Origin of the sequence: Pseudomonas sp. SWRI77 (assembly GCF_014269105.1) — a bacterium.
Taxonomy (GTDB): Bacteria; Pseudomonadota; Gammaproteobacteria; order Pseudomonadales; family Pseudomonadaceae; genus Aquipseudomonas; species Aquipseudomonas capeferrum.
In genome coordinates this window covers 250975-268598 of sequence record NZ_JABWRV010000004.1, presented here as the reverse complement: position 1 = coordinate 268598, position 17624 = coordinate 250975, and the positions used below count along the sequence as shown (strand labels likewise).

The 17624-nt window shown below is 63.3% G+C and carries 18 protein-coding genes; 12 read left to right on the top strand and 6 right to left on the bottom strand.

Translation table 11 applies throughout. From position 1 onward, the window contains the following. The first annotated feature begins 90 nt into the window (after positions 1 to 90). From HU766_RS06545 to HU766_RS06530, 4 genes are all read left to right on the top strand, one after another. Complete coding sequence (locus tag HU766_RS06545) at positions 91 to 726, top strand: RluA family pseudouridine synthase (protein ID WP_033700735.1); 636 nt, start codon at positions 91 to 93, stop codon at positions 724 to 726. Positions 727 to 814: 88 nt separating this feature from the next. Continuing rightward, positions 815 to 2104 (top strand): M18 family aminopeptidase, encoded by a 1290-nt coding sequence (locus tag HU766_RS06540; protein ID WP_033700736.1) that lies wholly within the window; start codon positions 815 to 817, stop codon positions 2102 to 2104. Positions 2105 to 2248: 144 nt separating this feature from the next. Beyond that, the gene (locus HU766_RS06535; protein ID WP_167334464.1) at positions 2249 to 2416 is read left to right on the top strand and encodes a hypothetical protein; all 168 of its coding nucleotides are present in this window, start codon (positions 2249 to 2251) and stop codon (positions 2414 to 2416) included. Between the two features lie 44 nt (positions 2417 to 2460). Beyond that, on the top strand, positions 2461 to 4614 hold the full coding sequence (locus HU766_RS06530) for a mechanosensitive ion channel domain-containing protein (RefSeq protein WP_186654629.1): 2154 nt from the start codon (positions 2461 to 2463) through the stop codon (positions 4612 to 4614). Between the two features lie 9 nt (positions 4615 to 4623). Here the strand turns inward: HU766_RS06530 and HU766_RS06525 are convergent, their stop codons facing one another. Next, positions 4624 to 5337: a UTRA domain-containing protein gene (locus tag HU766_RS06525; RefSeq protein WP_186654624.1), complete on the bottom strand. Its 714-nt coding sequence runs from the start codon at positions 5335 to 5337 to the stop codon at positions 4624 to 4626. Positions 5338 to 5665: 328 nt separating this feature from the next. Here HU766_RS06525 and HU766_RS06520 point away from each other — a divergent pair, with 328 nt between their 5' ends. The 6 genes from HU766_RS06520 to HU766_RS06495 all read left to right on the top strand — a co-directional run bounded on the left by HU766_RS06520 (position 5666) and on the right by HU766_RS06495 (position 10957). After that, a complete protein-coding gene (locus tag HU766_RS06520) occupies positions 5666 to 6730 on the top strand; it encodes an ABC transporter substrate-binding protein (protein WP_033700740.1) in 1065 nt (354 codons plus the stop codon). A gap of 146 nt (positions 6731 to 6876) precedes the next feature. Then, a complete protein-coding gene (locus tag HU766_RS06515; protein ID WP_033700741.1) occupies positions 6877 to 7683 on the top strand; it encodes an alkaline phosphatase family protein in 807 nt (268 codons plus the stop codon). Further along, positions 7680 to 8519 carry an ABC transporter permease subunit gene (locus HU766_RS06510; protein WP_186654622.1) on the top strand — a complete coding sequence of 280 codons (840 nt, stop codon included), beginning with the start codon at positions 7680 to 7682 and terminating at the stop codon, positions 8517 to 8519. Before HU766_RS06515 ends, HU766_RS06510 begins: the two co-directional genes overlap by 4 nt. Continuing rightward, a complete protein-coding gene (locus tag HU766_RS06505) occupies positions 8509 to 9300 on the top strand; it encodes an ABC transporter permease (protein WP_186654619.1) in 792 nt (263 codons plus the stop codon). Before HU766_RS06510 ends, HU766_RS06505 begins: the two co-directional genes overlap by 11 nt. A gap of 1 nt (position 9301) precedes the next feature. After that, positions 9302 to 10291 (top strand): ABC transporter ATP-binding protein, encoded by a 990-nt coding sequence (locus HU766_RS06500; protein ID WP_186654617.1) that lies wholly within the window; start codon positions 9302 to 9304, stop codon positions 10289 to 10291. 12 nt (positions 10292 to 10303) lie between these two features. Further along, positions 10304 to 10957 carry an HAD family hydrolase gene (locus tag HU766_RS06495; RefSeq protein WP_186654614.1) on the top strand — a complete coding sequence of 218 codons (654 nt, stop codon included), beginning with the start codon at positions 10304 to 10306 and terminating at the stop codon, positions 10955 to 10957. Positions 10958 to 10992: 35 nt separating this feature from the next. Here the strand turns inward: HU766_RS06495 and HU766_RS06490 are convergent, their stop codons facing one another. Beyond that, positions 10993 to 11955, bottom strand: coding sequence for an NAD(P)H-quinone oxidoreductase (locus tag HU766_RS06490; RefSeq protein WP_033700747.1), 963 nt, complete (start codon positions 11953 to 11955; stop codon positions 10993 to 10995). 139 nt (positions 11956 to 12094) lie between these two features. Between HU766_RS06490 and HU766_RS06485 the strand changes: the two genes are divergently transcribed. Beyond that, positions 12095 to 14176 (top strand): carboxy terminal-processing peptidase, encoded by a 2082-nt coding sequence (locus HU766_RS06485; RefSeq protein WP_186654613.1) that lies wholly within the window; start codon positions 12095 to 12097, stop codon positions 14174 to 14176. A gap of 70 nt (positions 14177 to 14246) precedes the next feature. Here the strand turns inward: HU766_RS06485 and HU766_RS06480 are convergent, their stop codons facing one another. The 4 genes from HU766_RS06480 to HU766_RS06465 form a co-directional block, all read right to left on the bottom strand. Beyond that, a complete protein-coding gene (locus tag HU766_RS06480; protein ID WP_033700749.1) occupies positions 14247 to 14615 on the bottom strand; it encodes a hypothetical protein in 369 nt (122 codons plus the stop codon). Beyond that, complete coding sequence (locus HU766_RS06475; RefSeq protein WP_033700751.1) at positions 14612 to 14950, bottom strand: helix-turn-helix transcriptional regulator; 339 nt, start codon at positions 14948 to 14950, stop codon at positions 14612 to 14614. Before HU766_RS06475 ends, HU766_RS06480 begins: the two co-directional genes overlap by 4 nt. Before the next feature lie 100 nt (positions 14951 to 15050). Beyond that, a complete protein-coding gene (locus tag HU766_RS06470) occupies positions 15051 to 15491 on the bottom strand; it encodes a YkvA family protein (RefSeq protein ID WP_033700753.1) in 441 nt (146 codons plus the stop codon). 280 nt (positions 15492 to 15771) lie between these two features. Continuing rightward, a complete protein-coding gene (locus HU766_RS06465; RefSeq protein WP_047581718.1) occupies positions 15772 to 16548 on the bottom strand; it encodes an FKBP-type peptidyl-prolyl cis-trans isomerase in 777 nt (258 codons plus the stop codon). A gap of 269 nt (positions 16549 to 16817) precedes the next feature. Here HU766_RS06465 and HU766_RS06460 point away from each other — a divergent pair, with 269 nt between their 5' ends. Beyond that, positions 16818 to 17555, top strand: a complete 738-nt coding sequence (locus tag HU766_RS06460) for an AraC family transcriptional regulator (protein ID WP_033700755.1) — start codon at positions 16818 to 16820, stop codon at positions 17553 to 17555. The last annotated feature ends 69 nt before the right edge of the window (positions 17556 to 17624 follow it).

Sequence of the window (17624 nt, the reverse complement as noted above, 5' to 3'; positions counted from 1 at the left end):
GCTCCCGTTCCCCTGTAGGAGCGGCCTTGTGCCGCGAATGGGCCGCAAAGCGGCCCCGCTTTTTTCCCCTGATTCAACCGAGACCACGCAATGCCGCTGTCAAACGTCCAGATCCTCCACGAAGACGCCGCCATCCTGGTGGTCAACAAGCCAACCCTGCTGCTGTCGGTACCCGGCCGTGCCGATGACAACAAGGACTGCCTGATCACCCGCCTGCAGCAAAACGGCTACCCCGATGCGCTGATCGTGCACCGTCTGGACTGGGAAACCTCGGGCATCATCCTGCTGGCCCGCGATGCCGACAGCCACCGCGAGCTGTCGCGCCAGTTCCACGACCGCGAGACCGAGAAGGCCTATACCGCCCTGTGCTGGGGCCAGCCGGCGCTGGACAGCGGCAGCATCGACCTGCCCCTGCGCTACGACCCGCCGACCAAGCCTCGGCATGTAGTGGACCACGAGCAGGGCAAGCATGCCTTGACCTTCTGGCGCATCCTGGAACGCTGCGGCGATTACTGCCGGGTCGAGCTGACCCCGATTACCGGGCGTTCGCACCAGTTGCGCGTGCACATGCTTTCGATCGGCCACCCGCTGCTGGGCGACCGCTTGTACGCCAACCCTGAGGCCCTGGCAGCGCATGAGCGCTTGTGCCTGCATGCCGCGATGTTGAGCTTTACCCACCCGGTTTCCGGGGAACGGTTGAAGTTCGAGTGCCCGGCACCCTTCTGATGACCTTCGCGGGCTTGCCCGCGACTGGCCCGACACAATTTGTGATCTATCTGCGTTAAACTCGCGCCACTGCTGTCTGGAGTGAGTTATGCGCGAAGCACTGAACACTGGCCTGATCGATTTCCTCAAGGCCTCCCCCACGCCCTTCCACGCCACTGCCAGCCTGGCCCTGCGCCTCGAGGCTGCCGGCTACCAGCGCCTGGACGAGCGCGACAGCTGGGCCACGGTGCCTGGCGGTCGGTATTACGTCACCCGCAACGACTCCTCGATCATCGCCATCAAACTGGGCAAGCAAGCGCCCCTGCTGAGCGGTATCCGCATGGTCGGCGCCCACACCGACAGCCCGTGCCTGCGGGTCAAGCCGCAACCCGAACTGCAGCGCCAAGGCTTCCTGCAACTGGGCGTAGAGGTGTACGGCGGTGCGCTGTTGGCGCCCTGGTTCGACCGCGATCTGTCCCTGGCAGGGCGGGTCACGTTCCGCCGTGACGGCAAGGTCGAGAGCCAACTGATCGACTTCAAGCTGCCCATCGCGGTCATCCCCAACCTGGCGATCCACCTCAACCGCACCGCCAACGAAGGCTGGCAGATCAACCCGCAGAACGAACTGCCACCGATCCTGGCCCAGGTCGCCGGCGATGAGCGCATCGACTTCCGCGCCCTGCTCACCGAGCAGTTGGCCCGCGAGCACGAGCTCAATGCCGACGTGGTGCTGGACTACGAGCTGAGTTTCTACGACACCCAGGATGCCGCGCTGATCGGCATCAACCGTGACTTCATCGCCGGTGCCCGCCTGGACAACCTGCTGTCATGCTATGCCGGCCTGCAGGCACTGCTGGCCGCCGACAGCGACGAGACCTGCGTGCTGGTGTGCAACGACCACGAAGAAGTCGGCTCGTGCTCGGCCTGCGGCGCCGACGGCCCGATGCTGGAGCAGACCCTGCAACGCCTGCTGCCCGAAGGCGACACCTACGTGCGCACCATTCAGCGCTCGCTGATGGTCTCGGCCGACAACGCCCACGGCGTGCACCCCAACTACGCCGACCGGCACGACGGCAACCACGGGCCCAAGCTCAACGCAGGGCCGGTGATCAAGGTCAACAACAACCAGCGCTACGCCACCAACAGCGAAACCGCCGGGTTCTTCCGCCACCTGTGCATGGCCGAGGAAGTGCCGGTGCAGAGCTTCGTGGTGCGCAGCGACATGGGCTGCGGCTCGACCATCGGTCCGATCACCGCCAGCCACCTGGGCGTGCGCACGGTCGATATCGGCTTGCCGACCTTTGCCATGCACTCGATCCGCGAGTTGTGCGGCAGCCACGACCTGGCGCACCTGGTGAAGGTGCTGACCGCGTTCTATCGCAGCCGCGAGCTGCCCTGAGTGTAAGGGTGTAACTGACGGCTTCTTCACAGCACACGCCTGCGAAGAAGCCGAAACAGGTCTTGCTACTGCCTCGGATCAACCCGCTTCGCCTGCTAACCGCTATGCTTGTTACATGGCCCCACTGCAAAAGGATTGCTGTCCATGTCCCCCTTCCTGTCCCTGTTCGTGCCGGTGTTCCTGTTCCTGCTGCTGCTGACCATCGGCTTCAGCCTGCGCGAGCGCAACATCGGTGTGCTGATGATGTGGATCGGCACGCTGGGCATCTTCGGCCTCACCTGCTGGAAGATCCTGGAGAAACTGCCCACATAAACCTCTACACTCGGTCAATCGTTTGACCTGAGGTAGATTTCCCGGTGCCTGCCCTCCTGCGTTACCTGTCCCTGCTGCTGTTTCTGCTCATCTCCCCGGTTCAGGCCGCCGGCCTGCCGAGCCTGCTCGGCGCCGGTACGCCTGCCCAGCCCGCGGCCACCGAGCCGCTGGGCAAGTCGCTGGACGAGGTGATCAAGAACCTGGAAAACGACCAGCAGCGTGCCAAGCTGCTGGCCGACCTGAAAAAACTGCGCGACGCCACCCAGCAATCGCAACCCACCGTCGAACAAGGCGTATTAGGCCTGATCGGCGGTGCGCTGCATGATTTCGAACGGCAGTTCAGCGGCGACGCCAGCCCCTTCCACCGCTGGTCGATGGAAATCGACCAGGCCCAGACGGAACTGGCCGAACTGATGGTGCCGGTGCACCAATGGCCAGCGATCCTGTTCGGCTTTGCCGCGATCATCGCCGTGTGGAGCCTGCTGGCGTATGCCTTCAACTGGGTCGGCCACCGGGTACGGCTACGCTTCGGCCTCACCGAAGAACTGCCCCAGCACCCCCGGACCTGGGACCTGGTGCGTTTTGCCCTGCGCAAACTCGGGCCTTGGCTGGTGGCCCTGGTGTTCACCGTGTACTTGAGCTTTGCCCTGCCCTCCTCACTGGGCAAGTCCATGGCCATGGTGCTGGCGTACGCGCTGGTGGTGGGCACCTGCTTCTCGGCCATCTGCGTGATCGCCTTTTCGCTGCTCGACGGCCCCCATCGCCACCGCGCCCTGCACATCCTGCGGCACCAGGCTTTCCGCCCGCTGTGGCTGATCGGCAGCTTTGCCGCCTTCGGCGAAGCCATGAGCGACCCACGCATGACCGTCGCCCTCGGCACCCACCTGGCACATGCCCTGGCAACCCTGGCCAATGTCATCGCAGCGATCTGCACCGGGCTGTTCATTCTGCGGTTCCGCCGCCCGATCGCCCACCTGATCCGCAACCAACCGTTGGACCGGCGCCTGACCCGGCGCACCCTGAGCGACACCATCGAGATTCTCGGCAGCTTCTGGTTCGTACCGGCGATGATCCTGGTAGCCATTTCGCTGTTCGCCACCTTCATCTCGGCCGGCGACACCAGCACCGCCCTGCGCCAGTCGCTGATGTGCACGGTACTGGTGGTGGTGTGCATGGTGCTCAATGGCCTGGTGCGCCGCCACGCCGCCAACCCCAAGCGCGCCAACAAGCGCCAGGCGGTGTACACCGAGCGCCTGCGCAACTTCGCCTACGCCCTGGTGCACCTGTTCATCTGGCTGCTGTTCATCGAACTGGGGCTGCGCGTGTGGGGCCTGTCGATGATCAGCTTCGCCGAGGGCGACGGCCATGAAGTGAGCCTGCGCCTGCTGGGCCTGGCCGGCACATTGATTGCCGCCTGGCTGGTGTGGATCTTGGCCGACACGGCCGTGCACCATGCGCTGGTGCGCTCGCGCCGCGGCCTGGCCAACGCCCGCGCGCAAACCATGATGCCGCTGATCCGCAACGTGATGTTCGTGGCCATCTTCATCATCGCGGTGATCGTCGCCCTGGCCAACATGGGCATGAACGTCACCCCGCTGCTGGCCGGTGCCGGTGTGATCGGCCTGGCCATCGGTTTTGGCGCGCAGTCACTGGTGGCCGACCTGATCACCGGGTTGTTCATCATCATCGAGGATTCGCTGGCCATCGACGACTACGTAGATGTCGGCGGGCACCTGGGCACGGTCGAGGGCCTGACCATCCGCACCGTGCGCCTGCGCGACATCGACGGCATCGTGCACACCATCCCGTTCAGCGAGATCAAGAGCATCAAGAACTACTCGCGGGAGTTCGGCTACGCGATCTTCCGCGTGGCGATTCCGCACAGCATGAACATCGACCAGGCGATCACACTGATCCGCGAGGTGGGGCAGAAGCTGCGCAACGACCCGTTGATGCGCCGCAATATCTGGTCACCGCTTGAGCTGCAGGGGGTAGAGAGCTTCGAGTCGGGCTCGGCGATCTTGCGGGCACGCTTCAAGACCGCGCCGATCAAGCAGTGGGAAGTGTCACGGGCGTTCAACCTGGCGTTGAAGCGCCAGCTGGATGAGGCCGGGCTGGACCTGGCAACGCCGCGGTTGTCGGTGCAGGTGGTGACGGCGGGCGGTGGCGGCATGAGCGAAGCCGGTTCCTCCAGCTAGCGTCCCCCCTCAACCGGCCTGGGCACGAATGCGGATCGCATCATGCCGCCAATACTCGAGGTCACAGTCGATCAGATGCCCATGCTGGTCGCTGTTGACCCGGGTGATATGCAGCCCAGGGCTGCCGACCGACACCTTAAGCGCTGCTGCTGCGTCCACCGGTAACGCCGTGGGCAAGATCTCGAAACACACCTGCCCGTAACCAATGCCATAGACGCGACCGTAGATCTCGGTCAGTGACTGGGCCAGGTCCTGCTCGAGAATCCCGGGGAAGTACGCGGGGTTGAGGTAATGCTCGGCATACAGCACCGCCCGCCCATCGATACGCCGCAACCGGCAGATACGCACCACACTGGACAACGCCGGCATATGCAGCCGTGCGCAGACAATGGCCGAGGCAGGCTGCAGCCGCGCCGACAGCAACTCGGTACTCGGTACCCGCCCCTGATCACGCACCATGGCATGAAAGTGGCTACGCTCGATCAGGTCATAGGTCAGCCGCTGGGGCGCGACGAACCAGCCACGGCGCTCTTCCCGATAGATCAGCCCCTGGGCTTCCAGCTGCGCCAAGGCCTCGCGCAGGGTGATGCGGGTGGTGTCGAACACCTCGCTGAGCTTGCGTTCGGCCGGCAGCTTGCCCCCCGGCGCCAGCAGGCCGTGTTCGATCTGCTCCTGCAGGGCGTGGCAGATGGCTGTTACCGCACGCGGTGGCATTGGCTGCATCAAAGGTTACCTATCTGGACTAGTCCAGCCCCATGACAGGGCATCTGGAGCGTAGTGCAAGCCTAGGCAGGGCTGATGAACATCCTGTGACAAAGGCGCCATAAGGGCTTTGCCAGAATCGGGCCAAGCCAGGCAAATCAGGGCTTGGGATCTGGTCTACGCTGTATTTTCAGGCAACCGGAGCCACCGCTTCAGGCCTCTCCCTACATCAAACTGTCACGCAAGCGACCTACCTTGGCTCAAGGTTTGCTGACCTAGACCAAAGGTCGCCGGCAACAGCTTCATTCATGACAACAATCGCAAACGGCACCCACCCAAGGAGCTTCGGATGAAAAAGTTCTTCATGGCGTCACTGCTCGGTTCGGCCATCGCCTTGTGTACCACGGCCATGGCCGCCGGCACCGACCTCAAGGCCCTGGAAGACGCCGCCCGCAAGGAAGGCACCGTCAACAGCGTGGGCATGCCCGATGCCTGGGCCAACTGGAAAGGCACCTGGGAAGACCTGGCCAGCAAGTATGGCCTCAAGCACAGCGACACCGACATGAGCTCGGCCCAGGAGCTCGCCAAGTTCGCTGCCGAGAAGGACAACGCCAGCGCCGACATCGGCGACGTTGGCGCCGCCTTCGGGCCGATTGCGGTGACCCAGGGCGTGAGCCAGCCGTACAAGCCGAGCACCTGGGACCAGGTGCCGGAGTGGGCCAAGGACAAGGACGGGCACTGGGCGCTGGCCTATACCGGCACCATCGCGTTCATCATCAACAAAGACCTGGTGAAGGAAGAGGAACGCCCGAAAACCTGGCATGACCTGGAAAAAGGCAAGTACAAAGTCGCCATCGGCGACGTCGGCACCGCTGCCCAGGCCGCTAACGGCGTACTCGCCGCTGCCATCGCCTACAAGGGTGACGAAGCCAATATCGCGCCGGGCCTGCAGCTGTTCACCAAACTGGCCCAGCAGAAGCGCCTTTCACTGGCCAACCCGACCATCCAAACCCTGGAGAAGGGCGAAGTGGAGGTCGGCGTGGTGTGGGACTTCAATGGCCTGAGCTACCGTGATCAGATCGACCCCAAACGCTTCGAGGTGCTGATCCCCTCGGACGGCTCGGTCACGTCGGGCTATACCACCATCATCAACAAGTACGCCAAGCACCCGAACGCGGCCAAGCTTGCGCGTGAGTACATCTTCAGTGATGCAGGGCAGACCAACCTGGCCATCGGCCACGCCCGGCCGATCCGCGCCGAGCACCTGAAGTTGCCGGCTGATGTGCAGGCCAAGCTGCTGCCCAACGACCAGTACGGGGCTGCGCAGCCGATCAAGGATGCCGCAGTCTGGGAAGCGACCTCGAAGAAGCTGCCGCAGATGTGGAACGAGCAAGTGATCATCGAGATGGAGTAAGGGGGTAGCTGTCTAGCGCCTCCACCGACCCTTTCGCGGGGCAAGCCCGCTCCCACAGAGTCACCACAACCTTGAGCCCTGTGGTGCACCTGTGGGTGCGGGCTTGCCCCGCGAAGCAGGCAACACGGTTATTGACTGGAGCCACCATGCAACACAACGTCATCCTGGTCCTGCTCGACGGCCTCAACCACCAGGTCGCCCACCATGCCATGGGCCACCTGCATGCCTACGTCGAGGCCGATCGCGCCGCGCTGTACCGCGTCGAATGCGAGCTGCCATCACTGTCGCGCCCGCTGTACGAGTGCATTCTCACCGGCGTATCGCCGATCGACAGCGGTATCGTGCACAACAACGTCAACCGCTTGTCCAACCAGCGCAGCGTGTTCCACTACGCCCGCGAAGCGGGGCTGGGCACGGCGGCGGCGGCCTATCACTGGATGAGCGAGCTATACAACCGTTCGCCCTTCGACGCCCAGCGCGACCGCCACACCCATGCGCCCAAGCTGCCGATCCAGCATGGGCTGTTCTACTGGGATGACCGTTACCCCGATTCGCACTTGCTGGCCGACGCCGAATACCTGCGCCGCCGTCACGCACCGAATTTTCTGCTGGTGCACCCGATGAGCATCGACGATGTCGGCCACCGCCATGGCCTGGACAGCAGCCAGTACCGCAACGCGGCGCGCAGTGCCGATATCCTATTGGCCGACTACCTGCCGCGCTGGCTCGAAGAGGGCTACCAGGTGCTGGTCACCGCCGACCACGGCATGAACAACGACCGCTCGCACAACGGCCTGCTGGCCGAGGAACGCGAGGTCCCGCTGTTCGTCTTTGGCGACGGGTTCAGCCTCGACCCTGCAGCCAAACCGCTGCAAACCGAGTTGTGTGGGACCCTCTGCGAACTGCTCGGCGTGGCCCACGACAAATCGGTGTGCCGGGAGCTGCTCAAGTGAATGCCAGCCATCGCGGCCGTTACCTTGCCCTGCTCTGCCTGCTGCCGTTCGCCGTGTTCTTCGTCATCTTCCAGATCGCCCCGCTGGCCTGGGTGGCAATCAACAGCGTGCAGTCGGAAGCGGGCTGGGGTGTAGAGAACTTCAGCAAGGTGTTCGCCTCGAAGTTCTACCTGCAGGCCCTGCAACGCAGCCTTGAGATCAGCTTCTGGTCGAGCCTGTTCGGCATCGTCATCGCCACTCTCGGCGCCTACTCGCTACGCCAGGTGGATTCACGCCTGCGCGACTTCGTCAGTGCCTTCGCCAACATGACCAGCAACTTCAGCGGCGTGCCGCTGGCGTTTGCATTCATCATTCTGCTCGGTTTCAACGGCGCCCTGACCTTGCTGCTCAAGCAGATCGGCCTGCTGGAAGACTTCAGCATCTACTCCAAGACCGGGCTTATCCTGGTCTACACCTACTTCCAGATCCCGTTGGGCGTGCTGTTGCTGTACCCCGCTTTCGACGCTTTGCGTGAAGACTGGCGTGAATCGGCCGCGCTGCTTGGCGCCAGCCACTGGCAATACTGGCGGCATATCGGCCTCCCCGTGCTGACCCCGGCGCTGCTCGGCACCTTCGTCATCCTGCTGGCCAATGCCTTGGGTGCCTACGCCACCGTCTATGCGCTGACCACCGGCAACTTCAACGTGCTGACGATCCGCATCGCCGGCCTGGTGGCCGGTGACATCAGCCTCGACCCCAACCTGGCCAGCGCCCTGGCCATGGTGCTGGTGGCGCTGATGACGCTGGTCACGGTGGTTCATCAATGGCTGCTGAAAAGGAGCTACCATGCGCGCTGATGCCCATTCCAACCTCTACCACCGCATGGTGGTGTACCTGCTGTTCATGATCATGCTGCTGCCACTGGCCGGCACCCTGCTTTACTCCCTGGCCACCAGTTGGTCGGCCAGCCTGCTGCCCAGCGGGCTGACCCTGAAGTGGTACGTGGCGTTGTGGAGCGAGCCGCGCTTCCTGGCCGCCTTTGGCCAGTCGCTGCTGGTGTGCGTGGGGGCGCTGCTGCTGTCGGTGGTTTTGATCCTGCCGTTGTTGTTCGTGGTGCACTACCACTTCCCCAAACTCGACGCGCTGATGAACGTCCTCATCCTGCTGCCCTTCGCGGTGCCGCCGGTGGTGTCATCGGTGGGCCTGCTGCAGTTGTACGGCAGCGGGCCGATGGCCATGGTCGGCACGCCGTGGATCCTGATCGGTTGCTACTTCACCATCGCCCTGCCATTCATGTACCGGGCGATCACCAACAACCTGCAGGCGATCAACCTGCGCGACCTGATGGACGCCGCCCAACTGCTCGGGGCCAGCACCTGGCAGGCGGCGTTCCTGGTGGTGCTGCCGAACCTGCGCAAAGGCCTGATGGTGGCCCTGTTGCTGTCGTTCTCGTTTCTGTTCGGCGAGTTCGTCTTCGCCAACCTGCTGGTTGGCACCCGCTATGAGACCTTGCAGGTGTACCTGAACAACATGCGCAACAGCAGCGGCCACTTCAACAGCGCGCTGGTGATCTCGTACTTCGCCTTCGTGCTGGTACTCACCTGGGTCGCCAACCGCCTGAACAAGGACAAGACCTGACATGAGCTTCGTCAGCGTACAGCAACTGCACAAACGCTATGCCGGCACCCCGGTGTTCGAGAATATCGACTGCCAGATCGAACGCGGCGAATTCGTCACCCTGCTCGGCCCCTCCGGGTGCGGCAAATCCACCCTGCTGCGCTGCATCGCCGGGCTGACCCCGGTGGACAGCGGGCGCATACTGCTCGATGGCCAGGACATCGTGCCCCTGAGCCCGCAAAAGCGCGGCATCGGCATGGTCTTCCAGAGCTACGCGCTGTTCCCCAACATGACCGTGGAGCAGAACGTCGCCTTTGGCCTGCGCATGCAAAAGGTCAAAGCCGACGAAAGCCTTGCCCGGGTGCGTGAGGTGCTGGATCTGGTGGAGCTGGGCAGCTTCGCCGGGCGCTACCCGCACCAGTTGTCCGGTGGCCAGTGCCAGCGCGTGGCGCTGGCCCGTTCGCTGGTGACCCGCCCGCGCCTGCTGCTGCTCGACGAGCCGCTGTCAGCGCTGGATGCGCGCATCCGCAAGCACCTACGCGAACAAATCCGCGCCATCCAGCGTGAACTGGGGCTGACCACCATTTTCGTCACCCATGACCAGGAAGAAGCGCTGACCATGTCTGACCGCATCTTCCTGATGAACCAAGGCCGCATCGTTCAGAGCGGCGATGCCGAAACCCTCTATACCGCGCCCGTGGACCTGTTCGCCGCGGGCTTTATCGGCAACTACAACCTGCTCGACCCAGACAGCGCCAGCCGCCTGCTGCAACGCCCGGTGGCCAACCGCCTGGCCATCCGCCCGGAATCCATCACGTTGGGCCTGAATGGCGAGCTGGACGGTGAAGTGCGCAGCCATAGCCTGCTGGGCAACGTCATCCGTTACCGGGTGCGGGTGCGCGACGTGGAACTGGTGGTCGATGTGCTCAACCGCTCGTCCGCCGACCTGCATGTGGACGGCCAGCGGGTATCCTTGTCGATCGACCCCACGGCGCTACGTGAAGTGGCCTAGGAGACAGCAACAATGGCACTGGCAATTTTCGATCTGGATGAAACCTTGATCCACGGTGACTGCGCCTCGCTGTGGAGCGAGCAGATGGCCCGCTTGGGCTGGGTCGACGGCAAGGCATTCCTGCGCCGCGACCATGAGCTGATGGAGGCCTATGGCAAGGGCCACCTGCAGATGGAGGACTACATGGCCTTCAGCCTGGAGCCCATTGCCGGGCGCACCCTGGAAGAGGTTGAACACCTGGTGCAGCCGTGGGTGGAAGACGTCATCGAACCGATCATTTTCGGCGACGCCTGCCGCTGCATCGCCGAGCATCGCAAGCGTGGCGACCGTGTCCTGATCATCTCCGCCTCGGGCACGCACCTGGTTGGGCCGATTGCGGCGCGGCTGGGGGTGGACGAGTACCTGGCGATCGAGCTGGAGGCGGTGAACGGGGTGTACACCGGCAAGACCCACGGCGTGCTGACCTACCGTGAGGGCAAGATCACCCGCTTGCTGGAATGGCTGGATCAGGAACAGGAGAACCTGGAGGGGGCGAGTTTCTATTCTGATTCGCGCAACGATTTGCCGCTGTTGTTGAAGGTGGACCACCCACATGTGGTGAACCCGGATGCGGTGTTGCGCGAACATGCCCAGATCAATGGGTGGCCTATCTTGAGCTGGGCTTGAGGATCATGGGGGCTGCTTTGCAGCCCCCAGCAATCTCAAACCAGACTCGGGTCGATCACCATCACCAGCTTGCCCGACACCTGGTTGCTCTCCAGCTCGGCATAGGCCGCCTGAGCAAATTCCACCGGGTAGGTGTCCACCAACTGCGGCGACAAACGCCCTTCGGCGAACAACGGCCACACCTGCTGCAGCAACTCGCGCAGCAACTCGGCCTTGAAGCCATCATCACGGTTACGCAGCGTCGAACCGGTGATCTCCAGGCGCTTGCCCAGCACCAGCGCCAGGTCGAGGTCGAACGTGCGCCCGCCCATCAGGCCGATGATCACCCAGCGCCCGTCACGCGCCAGCAACTTGAGGTTGAGCGGCCCGTAACTGGCGCCGACCGGGTCGAGAATCACGTCGAATGGCCCCAGACCTTCCAGCGCTTCGAGGTTCTCGTTACGCACCACGCCGCCGGCAGCGCCCAGGGCCTGGCAATAGGCCAGGCGGTCCTGCGAGCCAACGCTGACATACACCGGGTTGCCAAACGCCTTGCACAGCTGGATAGCCGCCGAGCCAACGCCACTGGCACCGGCGTGCACCAGCACCTTCTCGCCCGCCTTGACAGCACCCAACTGGAAGATGTTCAACCATGCCGTGGCGTACACCTCGGGCAGCGCCGCCGCTTCCTGCAGGCTCAGGCCTTCGGGCACCGGCAGCACATGGCGGGCATCCACCACCACTTCCTCGGCCATCGCGCCGCTGGCCAGCAGCGCACACACCCGGTCGCCTATGCGCCAGTCGGCGCCCGGGCCCACTTCCTCGATCACCCCGGCGCACTCCAGGCCCATGTACGGGCTGGCGCCAGGCGGTGGCGGGTACAGGCCCTTCATCTGCAACAGATCGGCGCGGTTAAGCCCCGCAGCCGCCACGCGAATGCGTACTTGGCCGGCGTCAAGGGCCGGGCGTTCGGCCTCGACCCACTCCACATGTCCGTCAACGCCTTGCAATGCCTTCACAGTGCCTCCATAGTTGAATCATGACTGGGCCTGGGGACGCTTACCCCAGGCTTTTTGCAGTATTTGCCCGGCTCCATGGAACCGGCAACGGAAAAGACGGCCTACTATGCGTGATCAATTGCCTCCACGTCGAATCAGCATGAAGCATTTCCTACCCAGCACCGCCCTGGCCCTGATGATCGGCCTGGGCAGCCTCACGCTCGGCGGCAATGCGGCGGCCGCCAACAAGTGGGACAGCCTGCAGCCGGACCGCGACGAAATCGTCGCCAGCCTCAACGTGGTTGAGCTGCTCAAGCGCCATCACTACAGCAAGCCACCGCTCGATGACGCCCGCTCGGTGATCATCTACGACAGCTACATCAAGCTGCTGGACCCGGCGCGCAGCTACTTCACCGCAGCCGACATCGCCGAATTCGACAAGTGGAAGACGCAGTTCGACGACTTCCTCAAAAGCGGCAACCTCGACCCTGGCTTCACCATCTACAAACGCTACCTCGACCGCGTCAAGCAGCGCCTGGACTTTGCCCTGGCCGAGCTGAACAAGGGCGTCGACAAGATCGACTTCACCGCCAAGGAAACCTTGCTGATCGACCGCAAGGACGCCCCGTGGTTGAAGAACCAGGCCGAGCTCGACGACCTGTGGCGCAAACGCGTGAAAGACGAAGTACTGCGCCAGAAGATCGCCGGCAAAGAGCCCAAGCAGATCCAGGAAACCCTGACCAAGCGCTACAAGAACCAGCTTGCGCGCCTGGACCAGACCCGTGCCGAAGACATCTTCCAGGCTTACATCAACACCTTCGCCCAGTCCTACGACCCGCACACCAATTACCTGTCGCCAGACAACGCGGAAAACTTCGACATCAACATGAGCCTGTCGCTCGAAGGCATCGGCGCGGTGCTGCAAAGCGACAACGACCAGGTCAAGATCGTGCGCCTGGTGCCGGCAGGCCCTGCGGCCAAGACCAAGCAGGTAGCCCCGGCCGACAAGATCATCGGCGTGGCCCAGGGCAACAAGGAAATGGTCGACGTGGTCGGCTGGCGCCTGGACGAAGTGGTCAAGCTGATCCGCGGCCCCAAGGGCTCGGTGGTACGCCTGGAGGTTATCCCGGCAAGCAATGCCCCGAGCGACCAGACCAGCAAGATCGTTTCGATCACCCGCGAGGCGGTCAAGCTTGAAGAGCAGGCGGCGAAAAAGTCGGTGCTCAAGCTCAAGCAGGATGGCCGTGACTACAAGTTGGGCATTATCGAGATCCCGGCCTTCTACCTGGACTTCAAGGCCTACCGTGCCGGGGATCCGGAGTACAAGAGCACCACGCGCGACGTGAAGAAACTGCTCACCGAACTGCAGAAAGAGAAAGTCGACGGCGTGGTCATCGACCTGCGCAACAACGGCGGCGGCTCCCTGCAGGAAGCCACCGAGCTGACCAGCCTGTTCATCGACAAGGGCCCGACGGTGCTGGTTCGCAACAGCGACGGCCGCGTCGACGTGCTCGAGGACGAAAACCCGGGCGCCTTCTACAAAGGCCCGCTGGCACTGCTGGTCAACCGCCTCTCGGCTTCGGCCTCGGAGATCTTCGCCGGCGCCATGCAGGATTACCACCGCGCACTGATCATCGGTGGCCAGACCTTCGGCAAAGGCACCGTGCAGACCATTCAGCCGCTCAACCATGGTGAACTGAAACTGACCCTGGCCAAGTTCTACCGGGTTTCCGGGCAGAGCACCCAGCACCAGGGCGTACTGCCGGACATCGACTACCCGTCGATCATCGACACCAAGGAAATCGGCGAGAGCGCCCTGCCCGAGGCCATGCCGTGGGACACCATCCGCCCGGTGGTCAAGCCTGCGGCCGACCCGTTCAAGCCGTACCTGGCCCAGCTCAAGGCGCAGCATGAAGCGCGCAGCGTCAAGGATGCCGAGTTCACCTACATCCGCGACCGCTTGGCCCTGGCTCAGAAGCTGATGAGCGAGAAAACCGTCAGCCTCAACGAAAAGGACCGCCGTGCCCGCCACGATGAGATCGAGGGCAAGCAACTGGCCCTGGAGAACATCCGCCGCAAGGCCAAGGGCGAAGAGCCGCTCAAGGAGCTGAAGAAGGAAGACGAGGACGCGCTGCCGGCCGAGGATGAAACCACCAAGCCGGAAGACGACGCCTACCTGTCCGAAACGGGGCGCATCCTGCTCGACTACCTGAGCGCCAGCTCGCAGGTGGCCAAGCACTGATGTGCTGCGCTGTTTAACAAAAAGGGCCGGGTGTGAAAACACCCGGCCCTTTTTGTAGGAGCGGTGGCTGTCAGGCGGTTTCCGGATAGGGGTACTCAAATACCCTGACGACTTCCGAGGCATGCCACGACGCCGCCTCCATGCCATCAACCGGCCCGGCAAAACGGCCCAGCCGCTCGACGCACTCGAAAAACCCGGTACGCGGCAGGCGGCTGGCGCCCTGGCTGATGACCAGCGAACTGCGCAACGGCTGCTCGGCGCGCGCATCGATCACGGCCAGGTACTCCAACGCGGCGGTCAGGGTCTGCATGGCCGGGCTGGGCAATTGCAAGCGCTCGATGAGCGCGCGATACGTCAGCAAATGACGTTGACGACGGGCCAGGTCAAGCTCGTCCAGCAGGTTCTGCCAGTGCTGGCGGCTGATCCTGACCTGGCTCATGATGGCTCGCTCCAACCCGCCACACCCAGGTGCCAGGCCAGGGCGCGGCGGATAGCGGCGTCCGGCTGTCGCTCGCCTGATTCGATCATGGCCAGATAGGCCGGGCTGACGCCGACGTTGCGCGCCAGTAGCTCAGGGGCAATGCCCTTCGCCTCACGTATCTGCGCCACCTCGCTGAAAGCCGGCAAGGGCGCACTGGCGGCACTGACCGGCGTTTCACTGGCGCTTGCCTCGGCAGGCGCCTGCCCTGCTGCCTTCAACAGTGCCTGGTACTGCTCCCAGGGAACGACTGCGTACTCGGGCTGACCGTCCCGGCTAATAACCTGAATACCCATTACAACCCCCTTACGTGGGATTACGGCATGTAATCCATAGGCATAATCCTTATGCCAATTATATTACCAAGTACGGGAGTGTGTGCAGCTCAGGCTGATTTCACTGCGTATTACGTTCCAGGCGCAAGGCTTCGGGGGAGTTCGGCAAGCGCTCCACCACCCGCAACCGCTCTGGCGCCTGGCTGTCGCGCCAGGCTTTGAAACGCCCCAGCTCATCCGCGACGGTTTTCAGCACCCAGCCCAGCACGGCAATATCGTCGAGGAACCCGACCCCCAGCAACCAGTCGGGGATGGCATCGATAGGGCTGACGAAGTACAGCAGGCCGGCAACGATGGTCACCAGTGCCTTGGGGCTGATGGCGCGGTACTCACCCCGCCACCAGGCCAGGCACAGTGACTGCAGCAGCTTTACATCCTCGCGCAGCTGACCGATCCGTGGGCCTTTGCGGGCCACAGCGAACAGCAGGGCCGGTAACCGCCCGCGGCTGAGCAGGCGCTCGGCCAGCGGCAGGAAACGGGCGAAATTCCAGGGTGCGCTCATGGAGCCTCCGAGAGGGAGGTTATCCACATTTATTGTGGATAACCTTGTGAACAGGGCGAAGTTTCTGACGTCAGGTGCCCACTAGGCAAGGGTCCCGGTCAGATCGGGCGTTTTTTACACAGTCGTTTCAGTTGCGCAAACGATTTGCGTCAGAAGCATCCTACTTCATCACGCTGCTATTGCTCGGACAGTATCAGCCGACAGAGGTTCTTCCAAGCGTCTACCGCCGAAACGAAAACGCCCCGTCAAGACGGGGCGTTTTCTGCAAAAGCAGCCAGTATTACTTGGCTGGTTCTTCTGCTGGTGCTTCGGCAGGCGCTTGCGCCGGTGCTTCGGCTTCCGGCTCTGCACCTTGCAGTTGTGCCGGGTCCTTGATGGCGATCAGCTCAAGGTCGAATACCAGTACCGAGTTGGCTGGGATCAGCGGGCTCGGGCTCTGGGCGCCGTAAGCCAGTTCGGCCGGGATGAACAGCTTGTACTTCTCGCCGACGTGCATCAGTTGCAGGCCTTCGACCCAACCTGGGATGACGCCGCTGACCGGCAGGTCGATCGGGCTGCCGCGCTCGACGGAGCTGTCGAACACCTTGCCATCGGTCAACTTGCCTTCGTAATGAACGGTGACCACGTCAGTCGGCTTGGGCTGCGGGCCGTCGGCCTTCTTGATCACTTCATACTGCAGGCCCGAAGCGGTGGTGACCACGCCTGGCTTCTTGGCGTTGTCTTCGAGGAACTTCTTGCCGGCGGAAGCGGCTTCTTCGCTGGCCTTGGCCAGACGCTCTTCGGCGCGCTTCTGCAGCGAGGTGAAGGCCTCTACCAGCTCTTCGTCCTTGATGCGCTGCTCTTTCTTGCTGACCGCGTCTTCGATGCCCAGCGCGACCGCTTTGGAGTCAAGGTCTTCCATGCCTTCCTGAGCCAGGCTTTTGCCCATGTTCAGGCCGATACCGTAGGAGGCTTTCTGTGCCGGAGTCTTCAGCTCGGGGCTGCTGGCCTGTTGGTCGCAGCCAGCCAATACGAGGCCTACCAGGGCAACCGCAGCCGCCAAACGATGCTGTTTCATGCTATTTCCTTGTTCATGCGCCATAAGGGCAATCAGGGTAAAGCCGCGAGCTTAGCAGGCGGCCGTGACCAATGGCTACCGGCATAGGAGCGGGTAAACACTGATTAGTTCAACAGCCTTGCATGCATCAGAAAAGCCTTAATTAGTGCAAAAGATCATTCGTTACGCTTTGTATCGACCAAGATATACCATAACGCTATCATCTGCCGCTTTCAGGATGCTGGCCCGGGCGCGGCCAGGCTGTCTAGAACGGGCTTCAGGGATGCACAATGAGATGGGACGGAGCAGTAACTTTCGGTGATTACTGGCTGGGCTACACCGGCAAGACCGACCAAACCGCAGCCCACGCCCACGTCGCCATCCAGCTGTGCATCGGCCTGCGCTACGACATCACCGTGGAGTTCGGTAACCATACCCTCAGTGCACCGGGGGTACTGATCGGGCCCTCCGTCGACCATCGCTCGTTGCCCAACGCCGACCGCGTTGCCTTCCTTTACTTCTACCCGGACGCGCCGCTTGGCCGCGCATTGAAAGCCCTGCTCGACGAGAGCGGCAAGGCAGCGGTCAGCCCTGACATCGTCGATTGCGTGCGCCAGGCGGCCAACTTCGATGAGGTAGTCGCAGCCCTGGAACTCAAGCTGGTGCCCCCCGACAGCTTCGACCCACGCCTGTCCAATGCCCTGCACCTGCTGCGCCAGGACTGGGCGGGCATCGGCGCGGTGTCGCGCGCGGCCAGCGCGGTAGGCCTGTCCAGCCCACGCCTGCGCTTTTTCGCCACGCACCAGATGGGCGTGCCACTGTCGCAATGGATCATCTGGCGCAAGCTCGAACGTGCCTGCCATGCCCTCGCCCACGACGCCAGCCTCAGCGATGCCGCCATCGCCGGCGGCTTCGCTGACCAAGCCCACCTCACCCGCATGATGCGGCGCATGGTCGGCATGTCGCCCAGCCGCGTCGCCGTGGTACTGCGCAATACAAGCGATTCGTTCAAGAATCAGCAGTTCTAAATCGCCATCATCCCCTCCAGCCCGCGCCGATCGGGGTCTCCACCCAGGCGCAGGGCCGCTTGCCGGCCG

Excerpts from the sequence above, each read along its gene's own strand:
- HU766_RS06465 (WP_047581718.1), bottom strand. The coding sequence starts at position 16,548 with ATGAAACAGCATCGTTTGGCGGCTGCGGTTGCCCTGGTAGGCCTCGTA.
- HU766_RS06515 (WP_033700741.1), top strand. The coding sequence starts at position 6,877 with ATGCAACACAACGTCATCCTGGTCCTGCTCGACGGCCTCAACCACCAG.
- HU766_RS06500 (WP_186654617.1), top strand. The coding sequence starts at position 9,302 with ATGAGCTTCGTCAGCGTACAGCAACTGCACAAACGCTATGCCGGCACC.
- HU766_RS06535 (WP_167334464.1), top strand. The coding sequence starts at position 2,249 with ATGTCCCCCTTCCTGTCCCTGTTCGTGCCGGTGTTCCTGTTCCTGCTG.
- HU766_RS06525 (WP_186654624.1), bottom strand. The coding sequence starts at position 5,337 with ATGCAGCCAATGCCACCGCGTGCGGTAACAGCCATCTGCCACGCCCTG.
- HU766_RS06505 (WP_186654619.1), top strand. The coding sequence starts at position 8,509 with ATGCGCGCTGATGCCCATTCCAACCTCTACCACCGCATGGTGGTGTAC.
- HU766_RS06495 (WP_186654614.1), top strand. The coding sequence starts at position 10,304 with ATGGCACTGGCAATTTTCGATCTGGATGAAACCTTGATCCACGGTGAC.
- HU766_RS06520 (WP_033700740.1), top strand. The coding sequence starts at position 5,666 with ATGAAAAAGTTCTTCATGGCGTCACTGCTCGGTTCGGCCATCGCCTTG.
- HU766_RS06480 (WP_033700749.1), bottom strand. The coding sequence starts at position 14,615 with ATGAGCCAGGTCAGGATCAGCCGCCAGCACTGGCAGAACCTGCTGGAC.
- HU766_RS06470 (WP_033700753.1), bottom strand. The coding sequence starts at position 15,491 with ATGAGCGCACCCTGGAATTTCGCCCGTTTCCTGCCGCTGGCCGAGCGC.
- HU766_RS06540 (WP_033700736.1), top strand. The coding sequence starts at position 815 with ATGCGCGAAGCACTGAACACTGGCCTGATCGATTTCCTCAAGGCCTCC.
- HU766_RS06460 (WP_033700755.1), top strand. The coding sequence starts at position 16,818 with ATGAGATGGGACGGAGCAGTAACTTTCGGTGATTACTGGCTGGGCTAC.
- HU766_RS06475 (WP_033700751.1), bottom strand. The coding sequence starts at position 14,950 with ATGGGTATTCAGGTTATTAGCCGGGACGGTCAGCCCGAGTACGCAGTC.
- HU766_RS06545 (WP_033700735.1), top strand. The coding sequence starts at position 91 with ATGCCGCTGTCAAACGTCCAGATCCTCCACGAAGACGCCGCCATCCTG.
- HU766_RS06485 (WP_186654613.1), top strand. The coding sequence starts at position 12,095 with ATGAAGCATTTCCTACCCAGCACCGCCCTGGCCCTGATGATCGGCCTG.